At 53.7% G+C, this 26,451-nt stretch carries 21 protein-coding genes; 6 read left to right on the top strand and 15 right to left on the bottom strand.

Annotated features, from left to right (window positions below; translation table 11 throughout):
* Positions 1-133: 133 nt before the first annotated feature.
* The 8 genes from KTT_RS12540 to KTT_RS12575 form a co-directional block, all read right to left on the bottom strand.
* Positions 134-1,705, bottom strand: a complete 1,572-nt coding sequence (locus tag KTT_RS12540) for a DUF4129 domain-containing protein (protein WP_160145825.1) — start codon at positions 1,703-1,705, stop codon at positions 134-136.
* Positions 1,629-3,053 carry a DUF58 domain-containing protein gene (locus tag KTT_RS12545; protein ID WP_126596297.1) on the bottom strand — a complete coding sequence of 475 codons (1,425 nt, stop codon included), beginning with the start codon at positions 3,051-3,053 and terminating at the stop codon, positions 1,629-1,631. The genes KTT_RS12540 and KTT_RS12545 overlap by 77 nt, the downstream gene beginning before the upstream one ends.
* Positions 3,054-3,059: 6 nt before the next feature.
* The gene (locus KTT_RS12550; RefSeq protein ID WP_126596298.1) at positions 3,060-4,052 is read right to left on the bottom strand and encodes an AAA family ATPase; all 993 of its coding nucleotides are present in this window, start codon (positions 4,050-4,052) and stop codon (positions 3,060-3,062) included.
* Positions 4,053-4,347: 295 nt separating this feature from the next.
* The gene (locus KTT_RS12555; protein WP_126596299.1) at positions 4,348-4,968 is read right to left on the bottom strand and encodes a hypothetical protein; all 621 of its coding nucleotides are present in this window, start codon (positions 4,966-4,968) and stop codon (positions 4,348-4,350) included.
* A 201-nt stretch (positions 4,969-5,169) separates the two neighbouring features.
* Positions 5,170-6,039 (bottom strand): alpha/beta fold hydrolase, encoded by an 870-nt coding sequence (locus KTT_RS12560; RefSeq protein ID WP_160145826.1) that lies wholly within the window; start codon positions 6,037-6,039, stop codon positions 5,170-5,172.
* Positions 6,040-6,130: 91 nt separating this feature from the next.
* Positions 6,131-7,456, bottom strand: coding sequence for a phosphopyruvate hydratase (gene eno / locus KTT_RS12565; RefSeq protein ID WP_218030880.1), 1,326 nt, complete (start codon positions 7,454-7,456; stop codon positions 6,131-6,133).
* A 196-nt stretch (positions 7,457-7,652) separates the two neighbouring features.
* Positions 7,653-8,768, bottom strand: coding sequence for a histidinol-phosphate transaminase (hisC, locus tag KTT_RS12570; protein ID WP_126596301.1), 1,116 nt, complete (start codon positions 8,766-8,768; stop codon positions 7,653-7,655).
* Positions 8,769-8,776: 8 nt separating this feature from the next.
* The gene (locus tag KTT_RS12575; RefSeq protein ID WP_126596302.1) at positions 8,777-9,919 is read right to left on the bottom strand and encodes a hypothetical protein; all 1,143 of its coding nucleotides are present in this window, start codon (positions 9,917-9,919) and stop codon (positions 8,777-8,779) included.
* Positions 9,920-10,699: 780 nt separating this feature from the next.
* Here KTT_RS12575 and KTT_RS12580 point away from each other — a divergent pair.
* Positions 10,700-12,298: an alpha,alpha-trehalose-phosphate synthase (UDP-forming) gene (locus KTT_RS12580; protein ID WP_126596303.1), complete on the top strand. Its 1,599-nt coding sequence runs from the start codon at positions 10,700-10,702 to the stop codon at positions 12,296-12,298.
* A 118-nt stretch (positions 12,299-12,416) separates the two neighbouring features.
* Here the strand turns inward: KTT_RS12580 and otsB are convergent, their stop codons facing one another.
* From otsB to KTT_RS12595, 3 genes are all read right to left on the bottom strand, one after another.
* Entirely contained in the window at positions 12,417-13,223 is an 807-nt protein-coding gene (gene otsB / locus KTT_RS12585; protein WP_160145828.1) for a trehalose-phosphatase, read from the bottom strand.
* 292 nt (positions 13,224-13,515) lie between these two features.
* Positions 13,516-15,696 (bottom strand): amylo-alpha-1,6-glucosidase, encoded by a 2,181-nt coding sequence (locus tag KTT_RS12590; protein WP_160145829.1) that lies wholly within the window; start codon positions 15,694-15,696, stop codon positions 13,516-13,518.
* Positions 15,697-16,177: 481 nt separating this feature from the next.
* Complete coding sequence (locus tag KTT_RS12595) at positions 16,178-17,167, bottom strand: aldo/keto reductase (protein ID WP_126596306.1); 990 nt, start codon at positions 17,165-17,167, stop codon at positions 16,178-16,180.
* Positions 17,168-17,549: 382 nt separating this feature from the next.
* On the opposite strand from KTT_RS12595, the gene KTT_RS12600 reads away from it, so the two are divergent.
* The gene (locus KTT_RS12600; protein ID WP_126596307.1) at positions 17,550-18,599 is read left to right on the top strand and encodes a CHAP domain-containing protein; all 1,050 of its coding nucleotides are present in this window, start codon (positions 17,550-17,552) and stop codon (positions 18,597-18,599) included.
* A gap of 128 nt (positions 18,600-18,727) precedes the next feature.
* On the opposite strand, the gene KTT_RS12605 is transcribed toward KTT_RS12600, so the two are convergent.
* Both KTT_RS12605 and KTT_RS12610 read right to left on the bottom strand, forming a co-directional pair.
* Positions 18,728-19,111, bottom strand: a complete 384-nt coding sequence (locus KTT_RS12605; protein WP_126596308.1) for a DUF3037 domain-containing protein — start codon at positions 19,109-19,111, stop codon at positions 18,728-18,730.
* Positions 19,089-19,871: a HipA family kinase gene (locus KTT_RS12610; protein WP_126596309.1), complete on the bottom strand. Its 783-nt coding sequence runs from the start codon at positions 19,869-19,871 to the stop codon at positions 19,089-19,091. Before KTT_RS12610 ends, KTT_RS12605 begins: the two co-directional genes overlap by 23 nt.
* 197 nt (positions 19,872-20,068) lie before the next feature.
* On the opposite strand from KTT_RS12610, the gene KTT_RS12615 reads away from it, so the two are divergent.
* Entirely contained in the window at positions 20,069-20,818 is a 750-nt protein-coding gene (locus KTT_RS12615) for an SDR family NAD(P)-dependent oxidoreductase (RefSeq protein ID WP_126596310.1), read from the top strand.
* 51 nt (positions 20,819-20,869) lie between these two features.
* Here the strand turns inward: KTT_RS12615 and KTT_RS12620 are convergent, their stop codons facing one another.
* On the bottom strand, positions 20,870-21,868 hold the full coding sequence (locus KTT_RS12620) for a sugar kinase (RefSeq protein WP_126596311.1): 999 nt from the start codon (positions 21,866-21,868) through the stop codon (positions 20,870-20,872).
* Positions 21,869-22,174: 306 nt separating this feature from the next.
* On the opposite strand from KTT_RS12620, the gene KTT_RS12625 reads away from it, so the two are divergent.
* From KTT_RS12625 to larA, 3 genes are all read left to right on the top strand, one after another.
* Positions 22,175-22,804, top strand: coding sequence for a bifunctional 4-hydroxy-2-oxoglutarate aldolase/2-dehydro-3-deoxy-phosphogluconate aldolase (locus KTT_RS12625; RefSeq protein WP_126596312.1), 630 nt, complete (start codon positions 22,175-22,177; stop codon positions 22,802-22,804).
* 77 nt (positions 22,805-22,881) lie between these two features.
* A complete protein-coding gene (locus KTT_RS12630; RefSeq protein ID WP_126596313.1) occupies positions 22,882-23,754 on the top strand; it encodes an SMP-30/gluconolactonase/LRE family protein in 873 nt (290 codons plus the stop codon).
* Between the two features lie 41 nt (positions 23,755-23,795).
* Positions 23,796-25,073, top strand: coding sequence for a nickel-dependent lactate racemase (gene larA / locus KTT_RS12635; RefSeq protein WP_126596314.1), 1,278 nt, complete (start codon positions 23,796-23,798; stop codon positions 25,071-25,073).
* Between the two features lie 80 nt (positions 25,074-25,153).
* On the opposite strand, the gene KTT_RS12640 is transcribed toward larA, so the two are convergent.
* Positions 25,154-26,350, bottom strand: a complete 1,197-nt coding sequence (locus tag KTT_RS12640) for a PLL family lectin (RefSeq protein WP_160145830.1) — start codon at positions 26,348-26,350, stop codon at positions 25,154-25,156.
* Between the last annotated feature and the right edge of the window lie 101 nt (positions 26,351-26,451).

Here is a 26,451-nt window from a genome sequence, read left to right on the forward strand (position 1 = left end):
GGTTCGTGTATGAACCGAACACTTTTTGTATCCCCGCCTACGGCGGGAAAGGGAGAGGAAGGGATTTTGGGGCGCCCCAAACCCCGGCAGGAGGGGCTCGCCGCCCTCCTGCACCTCCCTGCTTTATACAGGATCAATCTTCGCCCCAGCGGGAGGGCTGATAGGGTTTTTTCTGCACCGGTCGGGGTGCCGCGTTAAGGTAGGTTGAGAATCTTTGAAAGAGATGGGGTAACCACTGACGCAGGAAGTTTTGCTGTTCAGCAGCGGGTTTTTGCTGACCATAGCGTTCCTGCGCGTAGGCACGGGTAAACTCGTCCAGGATGGCCGGGTCGGTTGGGGTGTCTGTGCTACCAGCTGGGAGTTTATGGGCGGATAACAAGAGCAGGCGCCGCTGGTATTCCGCCGGTGTCTCGGTCGGATAGCGGCCGAACTCACCGCCTTTTTCCGCCATCGATTGCAAAAAGCCGCGATAGCGGGCACGCATTGAATTGGTCTCCAGCGGTTCTAATTGGCTGCTTACCACCTGCTGCTGACGCTCCTGGCGCCGTTCTCTACGGATTTGCTGCATATCCAGCCCCTCGCGTACCTCCTCCTCTTCGGGCAGCGTATTTTCTTCCCCGTGTTGCCGCTTGTTTTTGACAAACAGCACAATAGCGATCAAGACCGCAATGGCGGCGGCGATCACAAGCAGACGCAGCAGCAGCATCGTCGTGGGATCGGCTATGTTTTGATGAAGGTGAATCTGCGAAAGGCTCTTTGGCTGTGGCTTCTTCTGGGAAGAGAAGGCTGGCGGCGCGGGCGCGGGTCCCAGCAGATGATTGAGCCAGCCCAATAGCCAGTTCAGGACCATGGAGACGCCATAGAAAATCCAGCTGATCACCAGCAGGAGGAACTGGGCTATCCAGTCGACCAATGACCAGAATGGACTCAGGAGCATGATTAGTATCGCGTTGGGAAGAATCTCCATCAGTATGCAGAGCGCGATCAACACCAGCCATGTAATGGTCAGGGCCACGATCCACCTGCTGCTCCCCTCTTTCATCCCTGTCTGTGATTGCCGGGCCTGTTCCTTGCGCGCCGCTCCGATACGTGTAAAAGAGAGCGCCACGAAGCCAGACAGGAAGAAGATTGGCAGATCGCGCAACAGCTCATTGTTGATGCTATACGTCGAACCGATATCCCCCAGCAGTGAGAAGGTGAGCACAAGCAGGATTGCACCCAGGCCGATCTTAAAAAAGAGGATCAACTGATCATCGCTGAAACCTCCCCGGGCCCGATCAACGCCACGCTTCCAGGCCCAGCCGGTCAGCACAATCATGAAGACCACGGTGAACGTATCGCCGAGCGCGTAATAGTGGGTCAGACCCAGCAGCAGGAGTCCCAGGATAATGCCCAGCACGTCAAACGAGGTCACGTGCATCCCGACCTCGTAGTCCAGCTGGTGACCACGCTGCTGGCGTCGATGATATCCCCACAGTCCCCACCAGTGAAACAGCAGCAGGGTTAGCACAATACTTCCGACATCCAGGTAGTTGATACTCTGTGTCAGACGCAGAAATATCAATTGCAAGAGCAGGAAGATGGGTTGAGCCTCCATCAACGCCGACGCAATAGGAATGGCCAGCAGCTCAATCCAATTGGAGGCTACGCGCGCTGGTACCGATGGCTGCGTTCTGTCCGTCGCCGACGGCCTGAATAAGCTCATGCCACTGCTCCTTTCCTCCAATGTTATACGTAGCCAGGTTAGCGGTATCTGGGAGCTCCTTGCCTTCCTCAAGATCGCCAGCCAGAATGATATTGACGGCGGTCCCATGGCGGCGACGCTCAAGCAGGTAGTCGATCGTCGTCGGGCTCAGCGTATTGACCGGGCTGACTAGCAGGATAGTTGTGCCCTGCTGAAACATCTCATCCTCCATCTCGATAATGCGCTCGATTGGTGTATTAAACGTTGGCACCAGGCGCGCCATCGTACTCAGGATCTGCTCGTAATGGGCATAGTCGCGGGCGAAAGGCAGGCTGATACCGGGGGGTGAGATGGTGGTGGCGTTCGACTTACGGGCCGCCTCCTCGTCAAATACCTGGTCGGTATTGACCTCGGTGCTAAACGTATGGGTAGCCGTCACCATCGAGCTATTGGTCAATATACCGACCATGTAGCCTTCATCCAATCCCCAGATCGCCAGGGAGGCGGCCGCCGAGATGCAGTATTCCTGTAGCTCTTCGTCCATTCCCTTCGACTCGTTCGAGTAGGTCCAGGTATCGAGAAGGATCAGCAGGTGCCGCTCGGTGGTTGACTCGTAGATTTTGCTGCGCAGCTCACCCACGCGAGCCGTCGCCTTCCAGTCGATGCGGCGTGGATCGTCGCCCATTTGATACTCGCGATTGCCCGCGAACCAGAGCGGATCCTCCAGCAGCTGACGCGCTCCCACATACTCGCCCATCGGAAAGACCGAGGGAAGTCCCAGGTTCTCGATTGGGGCGATCAGTGGATAGACCAGCAACGTCTCATTGGCGGGCAACACCAGTCCACGATCCAGCCAGCCGAAGGGATCACTGCAGTTCAGGCGCAGAGGACCAAAGAGATGAAAGCCACGGGCATGGCAGCGCATGCGATAGCGACGCGTCACGCGCTGATAGGACCAGAGTAGCCAGGTGCTGATCAAGGTATCGCGTTTGATTGTCTGTAGCCGACTGCTGCGGTCACCTGTAATCGTCAATGGGGGAGAGATCGAATTCTCCATCTGCAGCCAGGGCAATGGCAAAAACTTACGATTCTCCACCGTAACCGACAGGGTAACCTGCTCGCCAAAGAAGAGATGCGACTGATCGACTTTCTGGCGTACCAGCAGATGCTTTAGCGCGTAGCGATACCAGATCTCGGGTACTATGCCGACCAGGAACGTAAAAAGAGCGGCCAGCACCATCAAAGGCTGGCGTGTAATCACACTCAGGATCAGCAGAGCCAGGGCCAGGTAGTACCAGAGTCGCCGCTTTTTGAGCAGCTGATCAGCTGGCTCAGCTTGCTGAAGATGCGTATCTTCCTCAATACTCATGAAAAATTACCTTGTAGCTGGCGGGGTCGCGATAGCCTCAACTGGTACCTCGATCGTCTGCACGATCTCGTTAATGATCTCCTGACTGCGTCGACCGCGCATGCGATTGCGATTAGTCGCCAGAATACGGTGTCCCAGCACAAAAGGTGATAGATACTTAATATCGTCTGGCTGCACAAAGTTGCGTCCCTGGATGGCGGCGTAGGCTTCGCAGGCGCGATACAGGGCTAGCGTACCACGGGGGCTCACGCCCAGCTGGATCGCGTCGTTCCGGCGCGTGGCACGCACAATGGCCAGTAAATAGCGTTCCACCTCCGGCTGCCACTGCACCTCGCGAACCGCCCGCTGCAGGCCCACAAATTCGGTCGCGCTGACCACAGGCTGTAAGGTTTCCAGTGGCTCATTCAGCTTAAAGCGATGCAGAATCTCCTGCTCCTCCTGCTCTTCCGGATAGCCCATCTGCACTCGGAGCAGGAAGCGATCGAGCTGAGCCTCTGGCAGAGGGAACGTTCCCTCCAGCTCAACGGGATTCTGTGTGGCCAGCACCAGAAATGGGCGTGGCAACTGTTTGCTCTCGCGCTCAACCGTCACCTGCCTTTCGGCCATCGCCTCCAGCAGGGCCGACTGCGTGCGCGGGGTCGTACGATTGATCTCGTCGACCAGCAGGATCTGGGCGAACAGGGGTCCACTGCGGAAGACAAACTCATTCTGCTTCTGATCGTAATAGCTAACGCCGATGATATCGGTCGGAAGAAGATCGGGCGTACCCTGTACGCGTTGAAAGGTCGCGCCCAACGAGCGGGCCAGCGCCTTGGCCAGCACCGTTTTCCCCATCCCCGGCACGTCTTCCAGCAACACATGGCCATCGCTCAACAGCGCCACCAGTAATAGATCGATAACTTCTAATTTACCAATGATTACACGTGCCACATTGTCACGAATTTGTCCCGCGTACCGCTGAACCGCGGCCAGTGACGGAACAAAAGCATCATTTCCCATCCCTCTATATCTCCAATCGTCATTATAGCTGCCAAAGCGCACCCGCTCGGGTGTCCGCATGCGCGGCCGCGCTGGTTTTATATATTGGTGCAGCAGGGGCACATTTGTGCCCCTGCTGCACCAATATATAAATGACTCGTGAGCACCGTAGGTGCGAAAAATCAGGTACGTAGCAGGCGATGATCTCGTGGATCTGACACTCTCAGAGAAGAGTGGGATATCCAATCGTTATACAAGTGTAACATGAAAAAGCCGCATTGGTCCAGAAAAGCATAGCGGTCTGCGCTGACAGATTTTAATGTTGTGTTTTTTTATGCAGATCGCGTAACGCCTGCAGATAAGCATTGGTGTCATTCTGGAGCTGGCGCATATGTGCGGCGCGATAGTTTGCCGCGCCTGGAGGCGTGATGGCCGGAGGTGTGGTTGGATGTGAGAAATGACGCAACGCCTGCATTCCCCGGGCAAAGAGCTGGCGTACCGGCTTGAAGGTCAGATAAGACCACAGCAGAAGCAGCAGATACCAGGATAAAAAGAGATAAGCCCGCTGATGTCGGAAGAGCAGATAGCTGAGCAGGCCCAGCAACAGCGTATTGCCCGCGATGACAACGGGTTTATCTGTGAAACTCCCTTTCTTAATCGTGGGTGCTGGCGGGATGGTTGCTAGTGGCTCACAGTGTGGCGAGACCTGATCCGCAGTAGCGCCTGATTGTTCAGATTGTGGTTTGAAGATGTTCGTATCCGTTGTGGGTAGTACACTGGCTAATGGGCGTATATGTTGCGCTTCTACCTTATCAGTTATAGGAGAGAGCATTAATGATGGTAATAGATCTATCGTGATCGCTGCATGTGGCAGCAGTTCTCCGCCGGTCGCGGCTTTAACGAGTAACACTTTCTTCAGACGTGGCATATGTGGCATATGTATACCCCCTGCAATCCCTTCAAAAACCCTTTAATACACGTTGCTCATTATACCGATTTATAGAGTATAAGGCAAGCATAATGACATAAAGATGTACTTATGGGGATATTCAGGCGGTTTTTTTATATAAGTAGTATGAAATTGGAGCCCGGCATGCCGGGCTCCAATTTCATACTACTTATATGTGCCTGCTATATGTTAGATGTTGGTTACAAAGTCGCTCAGTGCCCTGGCGACACCATCGGGGGCATCGAACAGTGCCAGGTGACCGGTATTGGGTAGAACGACCAGCTGTGACTGTGGAATTTCACGATGCAGGCGTTCGGCGTAGGACAGCGGAATCTGCTCATCCCTCTCCCCCCAGACAATCAGAGTCGGTTTGCCCAGGCTGCGCAGATCACTGGAGACCGAGTTCAGGTAGTAGGGGATGAGGTTGCGCACCTGTTGAAAGAGAATCTCTTTGCCGATCTCGTTATTCCAGGGATCGACGTAGTTGCTGATTACCTTAGCAAACGCCTGTGGATTTGCGCTACCACGTGGCAGCGTCTCACGCAGGTCATTGATCAAATCTTCCAGCTGCGTATTATGGGGTGCGTCAAAATCGCGGCGCTTCTCCATATCGGTCAACGGCCAGTTTTCCGCGAACGTATGCAGGTAGCAATTGGTATTGACCAGCACCAGAGCCCGTGTCTGTGGGCGCAGCAGGCGTGTTGCGAGCACCTGTGCCACGCCACCGCCCAGGCCATGGCCAACCAGCACAATATTGGTGAGCTGTAGATCTTTAATCAGGTACGAAAGCACATCTGCCTGTCCCCAGACAGAGGTATCGGCCGGCCACGGATGATCAGACTGGCCGAAGCCAAGCATATCGAAGGCATAGACCGCGCGTCGTAACGCGCCGAGCTGGCCCATAATGCCTTCCCATGAGAAAGCCCCGGAAGGAAAATCGTGTAGAAGAACGATGGCACCATCGGTGCCATATTCCGCACCCTGTACCAGGTAGCTAATATTATAGTGAACAGAACGTCCCGAGCGTCGTTCGAGAACGCCAGATGTATTGCTAGCCATAAATCCTCTCTTTAATTGCATTCTAAGATGTATGTGTTGGTGCCATCACGGTCGCTTAGCGACCGTGATGGCACCAACACATACATCTTACTTACGCTTTGGCGTAGAGATCGGGGACGTTATAGAAGGCGCTGTAGCCTGCGTAGCGGGCAGTTTCGGCACCCAGCTCATCCTCGATTACCAGCAAGCGGTTGTATTTAGCGACCCGTTCGCTGCGGGCGGGGGCGCCAGTCTTAATCTGTCCCGCGTTGGTTGCGACCACCAGGTCCGCAATCGTCGTATCCTCTGTTTCGCCTGAGCGATGGGAGACCACGGCCGTAAACTGGGCCCGTTTGGCCATCTCAATCGCATCCAGTGTCTCGGTCAGTGAACCAATCTGATTGAGCTTGATCAAGATAGAATTGGCGGACTGCTCTCTTATACCACGTTTCAGGCGCTCGGTATTGGTGACAAACAGATCGTCACCAACGATCTGGACCCGGTTGCCGACGCGCTGACGGAACAGGGACCAGCCCTCCCAGTCATCTTCGGCCAGGCCATCTTCAATTGTCACCAGGGGATACTCGCTGATCCACTGCTCATAGAGGCTGACCATCTCTGAAGAGGACAGCGTACGCCCCTCGCGAGCCAGGACATACTTGCCGTTTTCGTACAGCTCGGTCGCCGCCGCGTCCATACCCAGATAAATATCTTTGCCAGGTTTATAGCCAGCGGTCTCGATCGCGGCCACCAGGACCTCCAGCGCGGCCCGATTGTTGCCCAGGGAAGGGGCAAAGCCACCCTCGTCGCCAACATTTGTATTCAGCTTTTTATCGTGCAGCACCTTCTTCAGAGCCTGGTAGACCTCGGCGCCCATGCGCAGGGCCTCATGGAATGAAGACGCGCCAATGGGGAGCACCATATATTCCTGAAAATCGGTAGAGTTATCGGCGTGTTTACCACCATTGAGGATATTCATCATCGGCACAGGTAACGTGCGAGCGGAGACGCCACCCAGATAGCGATACAGTGGCTGCTGTTGTGCCTGCGCGGCCGCTTTAGCCACAGCCAGCGAAGCGCCCAGAATCGCGTTGGCCCCCAGATTCGCCTTATTGGGAGTTCCGTCTAACGAAATCATTACCTCATCGATCGTAGCCTGGTCCGTGGCGTCCAGTCCAACCAGAGCCTCCTCGATTGTATCCTGGACATTTGCTACAGCCTTCAGGACCCCCTTGCCGCCATAGCGACTCTTATCGCCATCGCGTAACTCAACTGCCTCGTGGGCACCTGTTGACGCACCCGACGGCACCGCCGCGATACCCTGTGCGCCACCCATCAAAAGCACCTCAACCTGGACGGTCGGATTCCCACGTGAATCGAGTATTTCACGAGCGGTAACGGCCTCAATCGTCGTCAGATCGTCTGTATTGTATGGCATAAATAGTATTTCCTCCACAAAACCATATATGTGCACGATTCTGCACATCCTTGCGCGGCTATTGTACATCGGAAAGAGGAAATTGAGCAAGAGCATAAAGTATGATTAAGGAGTCAGTTGTGTGACGGCGCATGGGGCGCGAATGCGCGCCTCATGCGCCGTCACACAACTGACTCCTTAAAGCCCAGATAATAATTTATATATATTCATCGATGCTATCGAGTGCGCTAGCAATGATATCTGTATGTTCGGGGCGCCCGACGCTCAGGCGAACAAAATTGCTCAGGTAGGGATGATTAAAGTAGCGGAGCATAACGCCGCGGGACTCGACCGCACGCTTGATGCGTTCCATCCGGACCTCCTCTACATCCACCTCGGTCAAAATGAAATTACCCTGTGAAGGCATAGGATGCAGATACGGACGCCGGGCCAGCATCTGGAACAGGCGATCTCGTTCCTCAATGAGCAAGCGTACCTTGCCCAGGGTATAATCCAGGTGCTTCAATGTTTCGATGGCCGCGATATGTCCGGCCATATTTACTTCAAAGGGACACTGTGCGCGGCGCATATACGACACGATCCACTCGGGAAAAATGCCATAGCCAACGCGCAAACCGGCCAGGCCAGCCCATTTGCTGAAGGTACGCATCACGATCAGGTTACGATGCTGGGGGACCAGGTGGGCCAGCCCCTGTGGTTTATCCGAGAACTCGGTGTAAGCCTCATCGACCATCACGATGCGACCCGTATCCAGCAGAGCCAGGATATCCTGTTCGCTGACCGGGTTCCCGGTTGGATTATTGGGTGAGCAAAGAACGATCATCTTGGTCTCAGGGGTCAGAGCCTTGATGATAGCCTCCACATCCACCTCATAATCATCTGTGCGTGGCACCTCAAGTACATATGCCCCACAGAATGTCGTAATGAAGGTATAGAGAGAGAATGTTGGTGGGCAACAGATAATGTTGTCACCAACAGAAAGAAAAATGTGCCAGAGCAGATTAATCAGCTCATTGCTACCGTGGCTGACCACGATATGCTGACTATCGACTCCCGTATACTCTGCGAGGGCCTGTTTGAGCGCCCGCGAGTCTGTATCGGGATAATTATTATAAGCGAAGTAGTTACCTAAAGCGGCAACCACTTCGGGGGCTGGTCCATACGGACTTTCATTCGCGTTCAGCTTAATAAGCTGATCAACTGGTATTCCTGTACGTGCACTGAATGCTTCCTGAGACTCACCAGGTATATATTCAGCCATTCGGTCCAATTCTGGGCGCACGTGAACAGGACGAGGGGAATACGTATACATGGTTTGTCCTATTTTTTAGAGTCGGCGTCCACAAAAATCTGTGCAGGTCGACGAATCAGTGAGCTGCGGGCGGCGGTATTGCCGGTTGAACCATTCAAGAGCGAACCACTATTCGCACTACCGAACTGCCGGGAAGGCTGAACGGGAGGCTGCCCATGCTGGGTATCCGGGCGCTGCTCTATTGTTTGTTGCATCATATCCAGGCCCCGACGTAGCGTCATCATGTCGCGCATAAAACAGGCCACGGCAGAAGCTGCCGAACCTTTATCCTTTGAAGTTTCAAAGCGACGGGCTGTAGCTTCACCGGCCAGTTGAGCAGCTTCCGCCATGGGGTCGGACGTTTTTGCTGCGTAGGCATCCTGGAAGATGTCGTCCCAGTTGCCCCAGCGACCACGTAGTGGCTTCCAGCCCAGCTGGCTGTCACTAATAGTTCGCCATTTCTCTTCGGTGAATTGAATCCAGTCCTCTAATAAACGATTTAAGGCAGCTACTTGTTGACGCAACTGTTCTTCTTCCTGTGAAGGTCGTTGTGAAAAACTTTGCGGCAACCCATCGGTACTCTGTGGGCTCACGAACTCGTTATTGAAAGTGTTATTTCCCGCCGGTTGATAAGCGGGCTGACCTGCGAAGCCATTAGGAGAGAAATCTTGTGCCCCTGGAAAGAAGCCCGAGCCATTGAACGGCTGCATCGCTTCGGATGATTGCCCGGGCATACCTAGCATTGGTAGTTCCGTACCAGCAGGTAACTCGCCAATCACATGGATGCCATTGGCGCCCAGCAACGGGCTCATAATGGTGCTGCCATCCTGTAGCATAATGCTATCAGTCAGGCCGGAGTTTCCTCCAATGACAATTTCCTCGTGGCCAACCGCATCCAGGATACGCCAGGCCAGGCGTGGGTGTTGTACAGACCACCAGATTCTACGGCCAATAAATACGGCGGCAAAGGTAAAGTTCACCACCAGCCAGACAATACCACGCACCGCTAACCAGTTGACGAGCGCAATCACAATAATGATATACCATGGGTTTTGCTGTCCCGCCTCCTCAATAAAAGTTAGTACGGCTGCAACGGTAAGGCTGGGATCGCGCAACGGATTAATGAAATCCAGTATACGCAAAAACCAATTCTTACCCTTTGTCTCTTCCAAATTTGCGCTCCTCTCAATAGTGCCACGGGTCAGATAAAACACATAATTCTCTCTGCTTCTCGCAGGGCAATTCTAGCATGATGCCCTATGTGACCGCAAAAATTTACTTGCCACATAGTAGTTATGGGTTATCGTCTATATTGTATCTGATAAAGAGATACCAGTTAATCAGTATATACAATGGGAATAGCGATAAATATGAATAACAGGAAGCAGGAGGTAAAGCAAACCAGCATCCTGACCGCTCTTCTATAACCAGAACGAGTACTTTGGTAGGTCTTAGCGCATATGGGACTATTGTCTCATCATGTATAAGGAAGGCTAACCATGACGAACAATTTTTTTGGTGTAATTGGGTGTAATACGTCTTATTTATAAACGAGGAGGTAAACATATAAATGAGGAAATAGGTGCCAAAAAATGAGTCGATACACGAGCTATTATCGTGTCAAGTGTGGGAAGCTATTACTGTTGAAAAGTAAGAACGCTACAAGCAGGTAAAACCGCAGTAGAGATTTCAGGTGTTATCTCTCCAAATATATCTATGTAAAAGGTCCTCGGAAGCAGAGTCTATGCATTCTGCTTTATTGTATGGTAACATTACTCTTGGGGACTTGCATAGCTCCGTCATGCATGAATAGGTTTGTTAGTAGGTCAGGCCGTGTCAATGTTTCAGGCTTCAAAAAGAATCAAGACACTTTTGAGAAGGGCGCAATACAGATTGAAGCACGGTAGTACTGAAGGCAAAAATAGTAAACACCTGTTAGAAAGGATACACCCATGCCCACGCGGAAGACGACAAAGGTCCCTCCTCCGCAGTTATCGCACGCTCAACGTCTGATCATTGCTTCGAACCGAGGTCCAGTAGAATTTCAGCTCAAGCAGGATAAGACGCTCAAAGCGAGGCGCGGTGCTGGCGGTATGGTGACGGCACTCATTGATGCTGGAAACCGTATGGAGGTCTCGTGGGTTGCAATGACCATGACTGATGGGGACCGCCTGGCTGTGAAGAAAGCCCAGGAAGAGAATAATGGCATTCTACATTCGCCTATCCCTGGTCAAAAAATGCAACTGCGCTATGTTTCCGTATCCAAGGATGCATACCGTAAACATTATGAAAAAATCAGTAATGAGTTGCTCTGGTTCCTACAACACTACATGTATGATCCCACACAGGATTCCGTTTCGGCGGCCCAGCTGCAGGATGCCTGGGAGAACGGCTATACTGTGGCCAATCAGGCCATAGCTGACGCGGTCTGCACCGAGATCGAGAGTGAAAATACCGTACCTGTAGTGATGTTGCAGGACTACCATCTCTACCTGGCGCCATTAATGATTCGTCAGCGACACCCAACTATTATCATGCAGCAATTCATCCATATCCCCTGGCCTGATGTACGTTGCTGGCATTTCTTACCCAGCAATATCGCCCAGGCAATTTACAGTGGACTGGTTGGTAATGATATTATCGGTTTTCAGACTGAGCGTGATGCACGCAACTTTCTGGAAGGGGCTCGTACGCTTTTAGATGGAGCGGTCGTCGATTTTGAGGAAGGAGCCATCTGGTGGCAGGGGCATCGCACTCAAACGAGGGCTTATCCTATCTCAATCTCTGTTTCGGAAGAGCGCCGTGTCGTGAATAGTGCCGCTGGACGTCGAGCCGCCGAGCAAATGAAAAAATTGCTTTGTGACTATACCATTATGCGCGTCGATCGCGTCGAGCCAACTAAAAACATCATTCGTGGTTTTCAGGCCTATGAGGATGTACTTGCAAAACATCCAGAACTGCATGGAAAAGTGACTTTTCTTGCATTTCTGGTGCCCTCACGTCAGAGTCTCCCCATGTATCGCCGTTTCGATGGAGATGTCCGCGCGTTGATTGAGGAGATCAACAACAAGTATGGCACTGACGATTGGACACCCATTCAGGCATTCTTTGGTAATGATCGCGTACGAGCGCTGGCCGCTATGCAGTATTATGACGTACTGCTGGTTAATCCAATCATTGATGGTATGAACCTGGTAGCCAAAGAAGGGCCAGCCGTTAACCAGACCGATGGCGTACTGGTTTTATCGCGTACAGCAGGAGCGTTTCAGCAACTGGCAAAAGGTTCTATTCCTACCTCACCAACTGATGTCTTCGAAACTTCTCAAGCGTTATATCATGCATTGACGTTGTCCCCCGAAGAGAGGCATTTGAAGGCGACTCTGGCCCGCCAGGCGGTTGAACGCAGCGACCTGACCATCTGGATGGCCCGCCAGATCTCTGATATCAACGAGTTGTTGGAGCGTGTCTTCGCCAGTATTACGCCAGCACCTGTTGTATCATCTAATGTCAATCCTCTTTCAGGTACACCCATTGTTGCTAATATGGCATAGTGTGTCCCGTGGTATAGCAGTGCTTGCTAGATAACCAACCTGGCCGATGTAATAGCGATGCAACTGTAGAGGTACCATGTCGGTACCCCTACGATTGCTTGCTTTATCGCGGCCTTTTTTACTCTTTCTCTTCACCGATCGCGATTGTCATCTGTTGCAGCGTGTCTACCATGGCCTCAACCCCGTGGACCACGCTATCCGCGTGTTCGAGTAGCGCTGGAGGCGTATCCGCATGTTGGACCGCTATTCCGTGGGCCGCGTAGCCATCCTGGCGCAGGCGCTCAATTTCTAGCAGACCGTAGAGGTCCGTGCGATCGTCACCGGCGAAGATGACTCCCTTTAATCTGAAGTGTTCGACGAAGCGCCGAAGCGCCTTCCCTTTATTGATTGTGAGTGGCGCGAGTATTTCGACCGCGCGTTTACCCTCGTCGAGATGCATATGCAGTCTGGCGGCGGGCTCTTTCAAGGTGGCGAGGATCTTTGTGCGCGCCTGCTCCGGATCGGATGCGAGGCGATAGTGCAACGTGCCGCCGACGCTTTTGCGCTGCACGATCAGTCCCGGTATCTGCGGCACCAGTTCTTTTTCCGCCAGGTCCAATAGCTCCTGGCCGGGCTGTGCGTAGGGTACCGCCTCGGGGATCAATTCTATCTCATGGGTAGAGGGTAGGCCCTGGCACCATTCCAATCCATGCGTTCCTACATAGGTCAGACCCTCTACATTGACGATACGCGCGCCATCGGCAACGGCTCGACCGGTAATGATGCCGACATGCGCGAACCGGCTGGCCTGGCGCAGATATTCGGCGGCCCCCGGATAGAGCCTCGCCGCGTCAGGGGTAGGAGCGATCGGGCTTAAGGTACCATCTATATCAAATACTAATCCAAGGGGACGTTGAGCGAGTACTGAGGTGATACTTTCTGACACTAGCACATCTTCTCCATCTTCTAGTATGTCTACGTGTTCTATAAACTGAACATTCGTGTTCACTATGTCTGATGCGACCGCAGTTTGTCAATGGAGACTGGGCGTATGCGCTCCCGCACGGGCGGCCGCATGCGCAGCCCCCTGGATTTTATTTATGCGTACACCCGGGAGGAGCGCGTATGCGCCCCTCCCGGGTGTACGCATAAATAAAACGACTTTTGCCCGTTTGTCTTTAGCAGTGGTAGTGCACCAGGGGGTATGTGCGCCCCAGGTGCATTGATAACAAGCTCCCTTAATAAAGTACTCGTACGTCGACGGCGTTGTCGCGGCCGATGGAGACATCGGTCTGGCTTCCTCGGCGGTTGAAGCGCAGGTGTAGACGCTGTGAGCCGACGGTGAGGCCGTTGATCTCCAGGCTGCCAAGCCAGTCCGGCAGGGTTGGCTGGTGCAGAGTCAGGCGGCCCTCAGCGGCATTGGGATGCAGTCCCAGCAGGGAGAAGAGCAGTGTCACGGGGGCGCCGGCTGCCCAGGCCTGCGGTGAACACGAAACCGGGTAGCGCGTAGGACCGTAGCCCTCGCGGCGCTCAAAGCCACAGTAGAGCTCGGGCAGGCGCGCATCGGGAAAATGCTGGCTGGCCTCAAACAGGCTCTTGAGCAGCTGACCGGCTTCCTGCTTGCCACCATAAAGCGCGAAGCCGCTGCCCACCAGGGCCGTATCGTGGGGCCAGACCGAGCCATTGTGATAGCTCAAGGGATTGTAACGGGCCGCCTTTGTGGACAGGGTACGCATGCCCCAGCCACTGAACATATCCTTACGCATCAGGCGCTCAATGATCTGGCGCGCTTTATCGTCTGGCAGGATGCCGGTCCAGAGGCACTGCCCGGCATTGGAAGCCACGACATCGCACGGCTCTTTATTCTCAGCCAGTGCCATGTAGACGCTCTGCTCAGCCTCCCACCAGAACTGCTCCAGAAAGTTTTTCTGCAGGGTCTCGGCCAGAAGATCCCAGGTGCGGGCCTCCTCGGCTCTTCTGAGACGGCGCGCCAGGTAGCTACCCGCGCGATAGGCTGCGTAGGCATAGCCCTGCACCTCGCACAGCGCCAGCGGCGAACGAGCGATCCTGCTATCGCTATGGGTCATGCTATCCCAGGCATCTTTCCAGCCTTGATTCGCCAGGCCCGTACTGGCCTTACGGCTGTATTCAAGGAATGAATCCCCATCCTGGTCCCCATAATTGATCATCCAATCAATGGCGGCCTGAATATGAGACCAATGCTGCTCCAGGAAGGAGATATCATCGGTCCAGCGCATATATGCCTCGAACAGGATTACAAACAGCGGGGTGGCATCAATTGTTCCATAATAAGGAATATAGGGAATTTCACGGCAGGCGGCCATCTCACCTTTTCGGAACTCATGAAAGATTTTGCCGGGCTCCTCATCGGTGAACGCATCTATCTTTGTGCCCTGGTAGGCTGCCAGGAACGCCAGGGTGCCACGGGCCACCTGTGGATATAAGGGTAGGAATTCCAGCGCCGTAATCAATCCGTCGCGCCCAAAGGGACAGTTGAACCAGGGGATGCCGGCATATGGATAATAACCGTGGGGTGTCATCGTGCTCAGCATCATCAGATCCTGAATGCCGCGCTCCAGCAAACGATTGAAGAAGGGATGGTCGGTTTCGAGCGTCGGCCGTTGCGTTTCCCGCCAGAGCGTGATGGCCTGGGCGGTCTCTATTGTTTCCTGGCTTGACTCGCTCATATGGAGCAGCAGGCTAATCTCTACAGGCTCGCCGCGCGTAAGCTGCAACTTCCAGTCCATCTGCTCGCCTTGATTGGAGGACGGTTCGGGAGAGGCCTGAATCGCCGTTGAACGCGTTACCTGGTCGAGTCCTTGATAACTGAGCTGCACGCCGTTCTGACCAATCTTGATCGGCTGCTGCACACCACGCTTCTCGCGCACCGTGCCACGCACTTCAAACATATCGCAATAATCAGCGCCCACCATAAGGCTTAGAGTCAGAGATAGATCAGTAGTATAAAAATTAGTGATTGTAAACGTTTGTTTGAGATAGTCTTGTTCTAGTTCGATAAAACGATCAACATGGACCACACCCTGTTCCAGGAGCGTCTCCTCTGTCAATTGTAATGGCATATTCGTCAGGTCGATATGGCATGCATCGCTCATTGTTGAGGTCTGATGTGAGAGAGCAACCAGTTTCTTCCCTTCCAGAAAAAGATTGCACGAACGCAGGAAGCGCGTCCCATGCCGGAATAGTCCCATTTCCTGGCGCGTGGAGAGAAGATCGCCACACACATCTAAGAGAAGGAAACTATCGCCGCACTTAAGCGTAATCGATGTAGCGTTAACCTGCTGTTGTTCTTCTTCCTCAATGAGCTTGATTGCCGCTGGTTGTACCTGCTGACCCTCAACTATTGGTAGCAGGGCCGCATGCATTTCATCATCTATCATGACAGATTTCCTACCTGGTATAAAGAAATGCCTACGTTTTACCGTAGGGTGAATGCACAAATGGGTAACAGTGGCGCGATGGCTTGCTACACTGAGAGGTCTACCACAAAGGGGTGCACCAAAAAGAATGCAGTGTGTCCAGAAAAAGTATAGGATGCACATTACATCCGGGGCATCTCTGCCTCCCTGGCACGGCTCCTGACGAAGCCGCTGTGGGTGTACTTCTACCTCTATGTCTAAGTACCCTTTGATACTTATCGTACCTCATGCTACCTATAACTATACATCAGAAGAGGAATATTTAGGCCAGAGTATTAGGACATTTAGTGTTTGGCTATAGTACCATAGTGTAGTCGGGCTATGAATTATAAAGATACTTAGTGGCACAGATTCGGGTATGCTGTAGAAAAATGATTGTATATATAAAGCGAGGGGGCGATTTGCAAATCGCCCCCTCGCTTTATATATACATATGATCTGTTTACCAGCGGGAGTGGACCTGGGCACGGATGCGTCGGTCGTAGAGGTCCTGGATGCGGCGCATGGTATCGTCGCTTAATGGTGCCAGGTTCGCGGCCTGGGTGTTGCCACTGGCCTGTTCAGGATTTTTGGCGCCCGGAATCACGGTTGAGACTTCCGGGAACATTAAGATCCAGCGCAGGGCGAACTGAGCCATCGTAGTACCTTCGGGGACCAGGTCGCGCAGTTCTTCGACCGCCTGCAGGCCGGTCTCATAATCAACGCCGGAGAATGTTTCACCCTGGTCGAACGATTCCCCATGGCGATTAAAGTTGCGGTGATCTTTGGCGTCAAACTGCGTATCGGATTTGAATTTACCGGTGAGCAGACCGCTGGCCAGCGGGACGCGCACAATGATACCAACGTTGCGCTCGCGCGCGGCGGCAAAGAATGCTTCGGCCGGTTTGAGGCGGAACATGTTGAAGATGATCTGGACCGTCTTTACATTGGGATACTGGATAGCTTTGAGCGCTTCTTCAACCTTCTCGACGCTGACCCCATAGTTTTTAAGTTTGCCTTCGTGAACCAGGGTATCCAGATGGCCGAAGACCTCTGGCATATCATAGACCTCGGAGGGCGGGCAATGGAGCTGCAGTAGATCCAGGGCCTCAACATCCAGGTTGCGCAGGCTGCGCTCTACAAAGCCTCTTAGATTCTCAAGATTGTTGTAGCCTGAAGCCACATGTGGCTTCAGGCGGCGGCCAGCTTTGGTAGCGATAAACAGGGGCTCGCTGCGTTCTTTGCGTACCCGGGCCACTAGCTGCTCCGAATGCCCATTGCCATAAACATCGGCGGTATCGATAAAGTTGACCCCTTCGTCGATCGCTTTATGCAAGGCCGCCAGCGCGACCGAATCATCCGTCTGCCCCCAGGCATCGCCACCGATACCCCAGGAACCGAAGCCAATCTCAGAGGCATTCCATCCGGTGCGTCCAAGCGTGCGATAGTGCATTGTGTCATCCTTTCTGGAACTTATCTAGCTCTCACTGTGTCCCTATAGCTTATCGCAGAGTAAAGGACAATGCCAAATCAACACGAGAGATTTTAATGTGTTTTTTATACCTCCGCAAATATTTCTATGTCCACAAAAGATGTGCTAATATTTTTATGGCTATTATACATGCAAAAATAGAGTAGTTATATAGTCCTGTATTTTGGTGGATTGTTTGACTCAATATCATGTTATTGATTAAAGTTTGTTGATGTAAGTACTAAATATTTTATGCGTCGTATGTGGTGCTTGCTTACATTCAGATTACTATGAAGCATAGATTGAGAAACATCTGAATGCGAATAAGTGTAGTGTTAGCTGTGTAAGATTGAAGGTAATTCGTATGTCGTTTAGAGATCGTGATGATAAAGTTGTTACTGGGGTTCACAAAAGCGCTGCTTCGGCAGAGCAAGTAGGTGGGAATACAGGCGAGTTCGTTGAGCAATTGTCGTTCCCTGAGCAGCAGCCATCTCCTAATACCGATGCATTGATGGCTGTTCCAACTGCGAAGAAGTCTATGTCTGTTGCTACTACCTCGGACGCTTCGATGATGCCAGGCTCGACACAGAGCAAGCTTACGACGACATCGGTACGTATGCCCATTGTTATTCCTGGAAATGGCAAGCCGAAGGCAGTTGCTACGCGCCCTGCGCTGAAGAGAAGAATGGTTGTCCATGCGGGTGTGGCGCTGGTGTTGCTATTTATTGTTGGGGGAGCATTGATGGCCGCGATTCCATCGGGAAAGAGCGAGGCATTCAACTTCGGTATGCCGTTCCAGCCATCGACAAGCAATGTGGTTGGGAGGCAGAATAATACAGCGCTGATTGCCGCGCAGGCCGCGACCGCGACCGCGGTGACGCAAGACGGTTTTGATCCGGGCAATGTGACCTATGCCGGTGTAAAGCAGAATCCGGTCCCGGTCGCTCCGGCGCCAGTTCCGACGCTGGCGCCGACACAGGCTCCGGTGACAGCTCCGGCTCCGGCTCCCACTCCCGCCCCAGTAACCACCCTTGGCGGCAATGCTGATAGCTCAGGCCGCTTCTTTGTCGGTCAGTGTACCTACTGGGCGAATATCCATTATCATGGATTGACTGGCTGGTGGGTTGAGTGGTTGGGCAATGCGAATGAATGGGCGGGCAATGCGGCCGCTTATGGCTGGATTACGTCGTCAGAACCCAATCCAAATGGCCCTTCAATTATTGTGCTGCAGGCGTATACGCAGGGTGCGGGCGCGTATGGACACGTTGGCGTGGTGGAATCTGGTGTGAGTGCGGCGAGCGCGAACGCGAATGGTGTGACTGTCAGCAACATGAACTGGAATGGCGGTTGGGATCAGGTAAGCTACGCGACATTCCATCCTGGACCTGGTGTTACTTTTATCTGGCATCCATAGACGAGCACCGATTTTAAGTTGTAGATATTTGCTTCTGCTAAATAAGGAGGCGGCGGGAACGAGCCAGAGCGGTTCCCGCCGCATCTCTTTTGTGTTTTGGGAAGGCGTATGCCACCCTTGTTTTTAGATCAGAGCACCAGCTTCTTGAGCAGGTGACTGAGCGCGTTTTCCGGCTGCTGGCAGAGTCCTGAATGGACGGGAGAGATTTGAATAATGGTGCTGCGGGGCGAGACCAGCCAGTGAAAGCGTTCCGACTGCGAGAACTGGCCGATGGGACCGCTACCCTCGTTGCCCGAGCAGACTAGCAGCAGGTGATCAAGCTGGGTTCGCACGGCTTCAAGATCTAAGGTAGGGGCAAACGCGCGAACGCGTGCTTCATCCAGATGTATGCGTGCTTCCATGAAGCGGCGCGTGCGGCAAAACAAAATTACCCCGACGTTTATGCATTCACCGCGCTCGACATCTGGCACAAGGCGGATAATTGCATAGTCATAAGAGCTGATCGCGGGCACGCAGGGCCTCCTCTACAAAAATTGATGAATGCTCCAGGCGATCCAGCAGATAATCTAGATATGCTTGTCGATGGAGGGCGGGTGTGGCGAAGGTGGCGTCCTGTTCCAACCAGGATTCCGGAATCAGATCGATGATTGCTTTGAGGTTGCTCGCATCCAGGCGGCTTTGGAGGTTCTGGTTAGCCTCCGGTAGCATGCTGGCCACCGGCAATAAGACGTGGTTCTTGATGGTGGTAAATGGAATGCGGCTGCGGGACATATAGTCTGCGTTGACGTGATGGAAATAGAGCGAGGCCCCATGATCGATCAGCATCAGGCGACGATGCCACCAGAGCATATTAGTATTGCGGGGTGTGCGATCCACATTTGTCACGAAGGCATCAAACCAGAGAATCGACGACGCCAGCATGGGATCAAGATTGACCGCGTCCAGGGCATCAAAGGTCAACGCCCCTGGTAGAAAGTCCAGGCCCAGATTCAGGCCCGCGCTGGCCTTCAGCAACTCTTGAATCTCAAAATCTGGTTCAGAGCGTCCCAGCACGGGGTCCAGTTCCATAAAGACAATTTCGGGCACAGGAAGCCCCAGCGTGCGCGCTATCTCGCCCGCCACCAGCTCAGCAATCAATGCCTTCAGTCCCTGGCCAGCGCCACGAAACTTCAGAACATAGAGGCCATCGTCATCGGCCTCGACCAACGCTGGCAGTGATCCTCCCTCGCGCAATGGGGTCACATAGCGTGTAGTGGTAATTGTTCTCAACATACCAGTATTTTAGCATAGCTTTACGCTGGCCGTATGCCGAGAATAAGTGCCGACATCACTGATGAGCTAAATGTCCCAATTTATTTTTTCGATTGTACGTTTGGTATCCCTTATTCGTGTTATAGCTATATACCAAATGCATCTATTTTCAAAAGATCCAGGCATATTTTTGTTTTAAAAGAGGTTTACAAGAACATATGGTAAATTTATTACAGGATAAAGTTGCCCTGATCACGGGAGCATCATCGGGAATTGGCGAAGCGTCGGCGCTCTCGCTGGCGGCCGAGGGGGCGTATGTGGCGGTCGTGGCGCGACGTGGAGACCGCTTGCAGGATTTGATTCGTCGCATCCATGAGCGAGGCGGCCGGGCGCTACCGATCGTCGCGGACGTCGCCGACGAGCAGCAAGTGGTAGCGATGGTCACGCACGTCAAAAATAAACTGGGGCGTATCGATATCCTGGTCAATAATGCTGGCGTGATGCTGTTAGGCCAGATTGATGGTGCCAACACCGAGGACTGGCGGCGCATGGTCGCTATCAACGTAATGGGATTGATGTATACGACGCATGCCGTCTTGCCGATTATGAAAGAGCAGAATCATGGGCATATCGTCAATATTTCTTCGGTAGCGGGCCGTGTCGCGCGGGCCGGTAGTGGCGTTTATAATGTGACCAAATGGGGCGTGGTGGCTTTTTCCGAGGCGTTAAGGCAGGAGAGCTATAAAAATAATATTCGCGTCACCGTGATCGAGCCGGGAGCGGTCGCCACCGAATTGACCGATCATATTACCGATGAGAACGCTAAAAAGCAGCAGGGGGAGTGGTTGCAGGGATTGACTCCGCTTGAAAGTGAGGATATCGCTGCGGCGATTGTTTATGCTGTGACGCAGCCCGAGCGTGTGAATGTCAATGAGATTTTGATTCGTCCCACCGGGCAGGATCGCTAGTTAGAGGGTATGGAAAAGGCACGTGCGCGCCTTTTCCATACCCTCTAGCTGTCAGCGGAAGCGTTTGTTGGTTTCAGCCTGAATGAGGTTTTTGATGTCGGTTGGGTGGAAGATGGCGATATCGCCCGGCGTGCAGCGTTTAAGAGCGGCCAGGGCGTTGCCAAATTCGAGCGGCGTCAGGCCGGTCTCACCACGCTGCGAGGCCAGTTCGTGGTAGAGTGACCCTTCCATATATGCATAAAGATAACCGGCGGCAAAGGCATCACCTGAGCCGAAGCGGGCGTTGCCCTCGGTCGGGAAGCAGGGGACGTGGGCGTATGTCCCATGGTCCAGGTGGGCAGAGCCCGCGCTGCCGAGCGTCAGAACCAGCGTCTTGTCAGAGCCGAAGCGCCCGGCCATCTGTTGTAGAACCTCGGCGGGCTCGCCTTCAAACCCCCATAGTTCGGCGGCGTCAGCACTGGCACAGAAGAGGATGCTGGACTGCTGACATGCCTGTTCGATCTGCCTGGCCGCCTCCTGCGGGGACCAGAGCTTGGCGCGATAGTTGACATCGAAAGAGAGTGGTACCTGGCTGGTGTGGGCGCGCTCCAGCAGACGCTGAAAGATCTGCCGCGCCTGGGGGCTGAGTGCGGGCGTAATGCCCGTGAGGTGGAGCATGCGCGCCTCATCGACCAGCGTATATGGCACCGTCGCGGGATCGATCAGAGCACAGGCCGAGGCGGCGCGATCATAGTAGACCTGCAGTCCCAGTGGCGATGGCGACTCCTCGGCATAGAAGGTTCCCAGGCGTGCCTGTGGGGAGGCCCAGCTAACGAAACTGGTATCAACACCATGGCTGCGCAGCTCGGTCTCTATGTGCTTTCCTAGCGGATTATCAGGCAGACCCGACAGCCAGCAGACCCGAAAGTTCAGACGCGCCAGGCTGGCCAGTGTATTAGACTCGCTGCCCCCGACATAAATATTCAGAGCTCGCGCGGTCTCAAGCCTGTTCCCACCTGGTGTAGTCAGGCGGAACATCGTCTCTCCGAAGCTAACAACATCTACTGGCATGCTCTTCTCTCTACCTTCCTTTTAGATAAAACATCAATTGCACTGTTTTTGTTTATTGATGCATCAGAGGGGCATCTACTACTCTAATGCATCAATACATATTTACCCTGGACTACGCAGATGCAAAAGCTCGTGTTTGCCCGCACACGCGCAGATGCTGCGCATCCGCGCGTGCGGGGGCGCGAGAGGACCTCCAGGGTGACGGAAGCCAGGCACATTCTGACACAAAATATGTTGCTCGGGATGTATATTGGTACATGATATAATGAGTTAACTGCAAAAGACAACTACATAAAGGATCGTGCTATGTCACAACGAAGCGTTACAACGCTTAAACCTCGCATGCCAATCGCTATTGTGCGCCTGGATAATCTGGATAACGCACTTGAGATCAGCGGCGCCTTGCTTGAGGGGGGCGTTGACACCATTGAATTTACATTGACCAATGCGAAAGCGAATGAAATCATCACGCAAGTACGGCATGAATTTGGTGACCGCCTGATTGTAGGCGCGGGTACAGTTCTGGATGGCGACATGGCTCAGGGTTCTATTGATGCCGGTGCTCAGTTCCTGGTGACGCCGATTCTGGCTCTGGACGTGATAGCGAGGGGGAAGGAACATGGCATCCCAGTAGTGTGTGGCGCGTATACCCCAACCGAGATCTGGACCGCCTGGAAGGCTGGTGCCACCCTGGTAAAAGTCTTCCCCGCCAGTCAACTGGGTCCGACCTACTTCAAAGATATCCTGGCGCCTCTGCCTGATCTACAACTGGTTCCAACGGGCGGTGTCAATCTGCAGACCTGCGGCGCCTTCTTAAAGGCTGGAGCTTATAGCGTCGCGGTGGGCAGCCAGTTGGTCAGCAAAGATATCGTCAATAATAAAGACTGGCCGGGTCTGGCCGCGCTGGCGCGCCAGTATCGAGAGGCATGCCAGTAAAGTAGACGAATCGGTTATCATCGTGAAGCTACTTGTGCCGATAGGCCGTGCCAGTGCTGGCGTTGAAAGGAAATCACATGATGAATAGTGTCGAGCATATCTTACCGTGTCGGGATAAGCTGGGGGAGGGACCAGTCTGGAGCGTGGACGAGCAACTTCTCTACTGGGTAGACATCGAGGGTGAGTGCTATCATCGCCTGGACCCGTTATCAGACAGGCACGAGGTGATTCCTGTGGGCGTGCCCATTGGTGTGCTGGCGCTACGCGAGTCGGGCGGCCTGGTCATGGCTACTAAAAAAGGTTTCGCCTTCTGGGATGAGGAGGAAAAGAAGCTTACCTACATTGCTCGCCCCTTTGGAGACAATCCCGATCTGCGCTTCAATGATGGGGCCGTCGATTGCCGGGGACGCTTCTGGGCGGGCACCATGGCTGATGGCCTTCTCTCACAGGCTCGCGGCACGCTCTATCGTCTGGACCCCGATGGTTCTGTCCATGAAATGATTCATGATATCGGTGTCTCCAACGGTATTGGCTGGAGCCCGGATAATCGGATTATGTATTTTACGGATTCCCCGACCTACACCATCGTCGCTTATGATTTTGACGCCGAGACCGGCAGCATCTCTAATCGCCGCATCTTTGTCGAGACGCCTGCCGAAGAAGGTGATCCGGATGGATTGTGCGTGGATACTGAGGGATACATCTGGAGCGCCTACTGGAACGGTTTTAAGGTGGTCCGTTATGATCCCCAGGGACAGGTGGACCAGGTAATTGAAATGCCCGTGCCGCGTCCAACCGCGCCGGTCTTTGGTGGCCAGTATATGGATGAGCTATATATTACCTCGGCTCTGCCAGTGGAGGAGCAGCGGTCAGACTATCCTTTGTCGGGTGACCTCTTCCGCGTCAAGGTCGGTATCAAAGGTCTGGCTAAATATAAATTCGCCGGTTAAGTATGTCCATGTGCTTTGCATAGCTGAAAAGAGGAATGCTCATGCATGTCCAGATTCCATATGGAAGTGTTACCCGTACAATTAGCGTGCCCGAGCAGGCGACTGTTTTACACTCACACCCTATTCCGCCTTTGAAGAATGAGAGGGAGACGTTCTTCAAATCCTTGCAGAATCCCATTGCCAGTGTGCCCCTGGTGGACCGCTTGAGCTCGAATGACCGTGTCGCCATTGTCATTTCGGATATCACGCGTCCGACGCCCAATGAGCGCATCGTCCCCTGGCTGTTAGAGGCGCTCTCTTTTATTCCACGCTCACAGATAGTCATTCTCAATGGCAACGGATCGCATCGGGCCAATACTCGCGAGGAACTGATTCAGATGCTTGGGCAGGAGATCGTCGATAGCGTTGAGATCGTCAACCACAATGCTTTCGCGCCCGAGGAACTTGTCTTATTGGGAGATAGCGTCTCCGGTGTGCCGGTGTGGGTTAATCGGCGTTACCTGGATGTTGACTTCCGCATCGTCACCGGTTTTATCGAGCCCCACTTCTTTGCCGGCTTCTCTGGTGGTCCCAAGGGCATTATTCCTGGCCTGGCCGGCATTCAGACTATCCAGGCTCTGCATAGCGCGCCCCTGATAGGAGACCAGCATTCAACCTGGGCTCTCCTCGAAGGAAATCCGATTCACCAGGGCATTCAGGACGCGGTCAGGTTATGTCCACCGGAATTTCTGGTCAATGTGACGCTTGATCAGGAGAGGCATATCACAGGAGTTTTTTCCGGAGATTATATTCGCGCCCATTATGTAGGCTGCGCCGAGGTGGCGCGAACCGCCACGCAGGCTGTGTCCAGGCCATTTGACATTGTAATCACCAGTAACAACGGCTATCCGCTCGACCAGAACCTTTATCAGAGCGTCAAAGGTATGACGGCGGCGGCGCAGATTGTGCGCCAGGGAGGGGCCATCATCGCGGTCGCCGAGTGTCGCGATGGCCTGCCCGAGCATGGCAACTTCAAGGCATTGCTGCAGATGCGCGAAGATCCGGCGGCCCTGCTGGAGATGATCAACCAGTCGGACTTCCAGATGCACGACCAGTGGCAGGCCCAGAAGCAGGCCCTGGTCCAGATCCAGGCCGATGTCTATCTGCACTCGAGCCTATCCGATGACGTGGTACGGGCCGCGCAACTGTTACCAGCACCTGATCTTCAGGCGACCCTCAATCAGCTAATCCAGCACTATGGACCCGATCCCTCAATCGCCATCCTACCCGAGGGTCCGGTGATGGTTCCTTATGTAGCCGCCCCGACAGCCACCGTCTGAGATCATGTTAAAGAGTGATGCGGAAGGCGCGATTGCGCGCCTTCCGCATCACTCTTTAACATGGGTGTTTTCTATATTTTCTAAAAGAGGTTAAAGACACCGCCGAGGCTCTCCCACCCACTGATCGAAGGATACCATGCAGAGCCGGTCCAGGCTTTATGGTACATGGCGTTATCGGTACCTAGTCCAAAGATATCGAGGCGATTGGGCCCCCAGGCTACTGCCCTGGGTGGACTGTTAAAGACGCCTCCGAGGCCTTCCCACCCACTGATCGAAGGATACCATGCGGAGCCGGTCCAGGCTTTATGATACATAGCGTTATCGGTGCCCAGGCCAAAGATGTCGAGACGATTAGGTCCCCAGGCCACCACGCAGGGATCACTATTAAAGACGCCGCCTAGCCGTTCCCATCCACTGATCGAAGGATACCATGCGGAACCGGTCCAGGCTTTATGGTACATGGCATTGTCAGTGCCCAATCCGAAGATGTCGAGACGATTAGGGCTCCAGGCGACCGCGCAAGGATTGCTGTTAAAGACGCCGCCAAGATTTTCCCAGCCACCACCGGAAGGATACCATGCGGAACCGGTCCAGGCTTTATGGTACATGGCATTGTCAGTGCCCAATCCGAAGATGTCGAGGCGGTTGGGGCCCCAGGCGACCGCGCTGGGATTACTATTAAAGACACCGCCAAGACCTTCCCAGCCTGTGGGTGAAGGCGCCCAGCGTGAGCCGGTCCAGGCTTTATGGTACATGGCGTTATCGGTGCCCAGCCCGAAGATATCGAGGCGATTGGATCCCCACGAAACAGCGCAAGGAGGGCTATTAAAGAGGCCACCGAGGTTCTCCCAGTCCGTGGGTGAGGGTGCCCAGCGCGAGCCGGTCCAGGCTTTATGGTACATGGCATCATCGGTGCCGATACCAAAGATGTCAAGCCGATTTGTACCCCATGAGACCGCGCTAGGAGGATTGATAAAGGCGCCACCCAGCCCTTCCCAGCCGGGGATTGAGGGGGACCAGTGCGCGCTGGCCCACGATTTGTGGTACATGGCATCGTCGGTGCCGATGCCAAAGATGTCAAGACGATTGGCCGACCATGTAGTGACGCCCGCGTTGGCACCGCGTGGATTAGCCGCGGCCAGCGCTTTGGCTGAGAACAATGGGAGTACACTCCCTGCAAGAAAGGTACCGCCAATCCCGGCCAGCACCACGCGCCGAGATATCAAATTGCCAGATAAGTCAGACAGATGCTCGGAGAGCACTTCATGCTTTTCCATTATATCACCCTCCCACATATGAATAACATGCTATTAATTTATTCTATTTATATTTTACTTATTCATCAAAAGTAGATCGGAAAGGAACGTGTCTGACTTGC

Origin of the sequence: Dictyobacter aurantiacus (assembly GCF_003967515.1) — a bacterium.
GTDB classification, from domain to species: Bacteria; Chloroflexota; Ktedonobacteria; order Ktedonobacterales; family Ktedonobacteraceae; genus Dictyobacter; species Dictyobacter aurantiacus.

Excerpts from the sequence above, each read along its gene's own strand:
- KTT_RS12540 (WP_160145825.1), bottom strand. The coding sequence starts at position 1,705 with ATGAGCTTATTCAGGCCGTCGGCGACGGACAGAACGCAGCCATCGGTA.
- KTT_RS12545 (WP_126596297.1), bottom strand. The coding sequence starts at position 3,053 with ATGAGTATTGAGGAAGATACGCATCTTCAGCAAGCTGAGCCAGCTGAT.
- KTT_RS12550 (WP_126596298.1), bottom strand. The coding sequence starts at position 4,052 with ATGGGAAATGATGCTTTTGTTCCGTCACTGGCCGCGGTTCAGCGGTAC.
- KTT_RS12555 (WP_126596299.1), bottom strand. The coding sequence starts at position 4,968 with ATGCCACATATGCCACGTCTGAAGAAAGTGTTACTCGTTAAAGCCGCG.
- KTT_RS12560 (WP_160145826.1), bottom strand. The coding sequence starts at position 6,039 with ATGGCTAGCAATACATCTGGCGTTCTCGAACGACGCTCGGGACGTTCT.
- eno (WP_218030880.1), bottom strand. The coding sequence starts at position 7,456 with ATGCCATACAATACAGACGATCTGACGACGATTGAGGCCGTTACCGCT.
- hisC (WP_126596301.1), bottom strand. The coding sequence starts at position 8,768 with ATGTATACGTATTCCCCTCGTCCTGTTCACGTGCGCCCAGAATTGGAC.
- KTT_RS12580 (WP_126596303.1), top strand. The coding sequence starts at position 10,700 with ATGCCCACGCGGAAGACGACAAAGGTCCCTCCTCCGCAGTTATCGCAC.
- KTT_RS12590 (WP_160145829.1), bottom strand. The coding sequence starts at position 15,696 with ATGATAGATGATGAAATGCATGCGGCCCTGCTACCAATAGTTGAGGGT.
- KTT_RS12595 (WP_126596306.1), bottom strand. The coding sequence starts at position 17,167 with ATGCACTATCGCACGCTTGGACGCACCGGATGGAATGCCTCTGAGATT.
- KTT_RS12600 (WP_126596307.1), top strand. The coding sequence starts at position 17,550 with ATGTCGTTTAGAGATCGTGATGATAAAGTTGTTACTGGGGTTCACAAA.
- KTT_RS12610 (WP_126596309.1), bottom strand. The coding sequence starts at position 19,871 with ATGTTGAGAACAATTACCACTACACGCTATGTGACCCCATTGCGCGAG.
- KTT_RS12615 (WP_126596310.1), top strand. The coding sequence starts at position 20,069 with ATGGTAAATTTATTACAGGATAAAGTTGCCCTGATCACGGGAGCATCA.
- KTT_RS12620 (WP_126596311.1), bottom strand. The coding sequence starts at position 21,868 with ATGCCAGTAGATGTTGTTAGCTTCGGAGAGACGATGTTCCGCCTGACT.
- KTT_RS12625 (WP_126596312.1), top strand. The coding sequence starts at position 22,175 with ATGTCACAACGAAGCGTTACAACGCTTAAACCTCGCATGCCAATCGCT.
- KTT_RS12630 (WP_126596313.1), top strand. The coding sequence starts at position 22,882 with ATGATGAATAGTGTCGAGCATATCTTACCGTGTCGGGATAAGCTGGGG.
- larA (WP_126596314.1), top strand. The coding sequence starts at position 23,796 with ATGCATGTCCAGATTCCATATGGAAGTGTTACCCGTACAATTAGCGTG.
- KTT_RS12640 (WP_160145830.1), bottom strand. The coding sequence starts at position 26,350 with ATGGAAAAGCATGAAGTGCTCTCCGAGCATCTGTCTGACTTATCTGGC.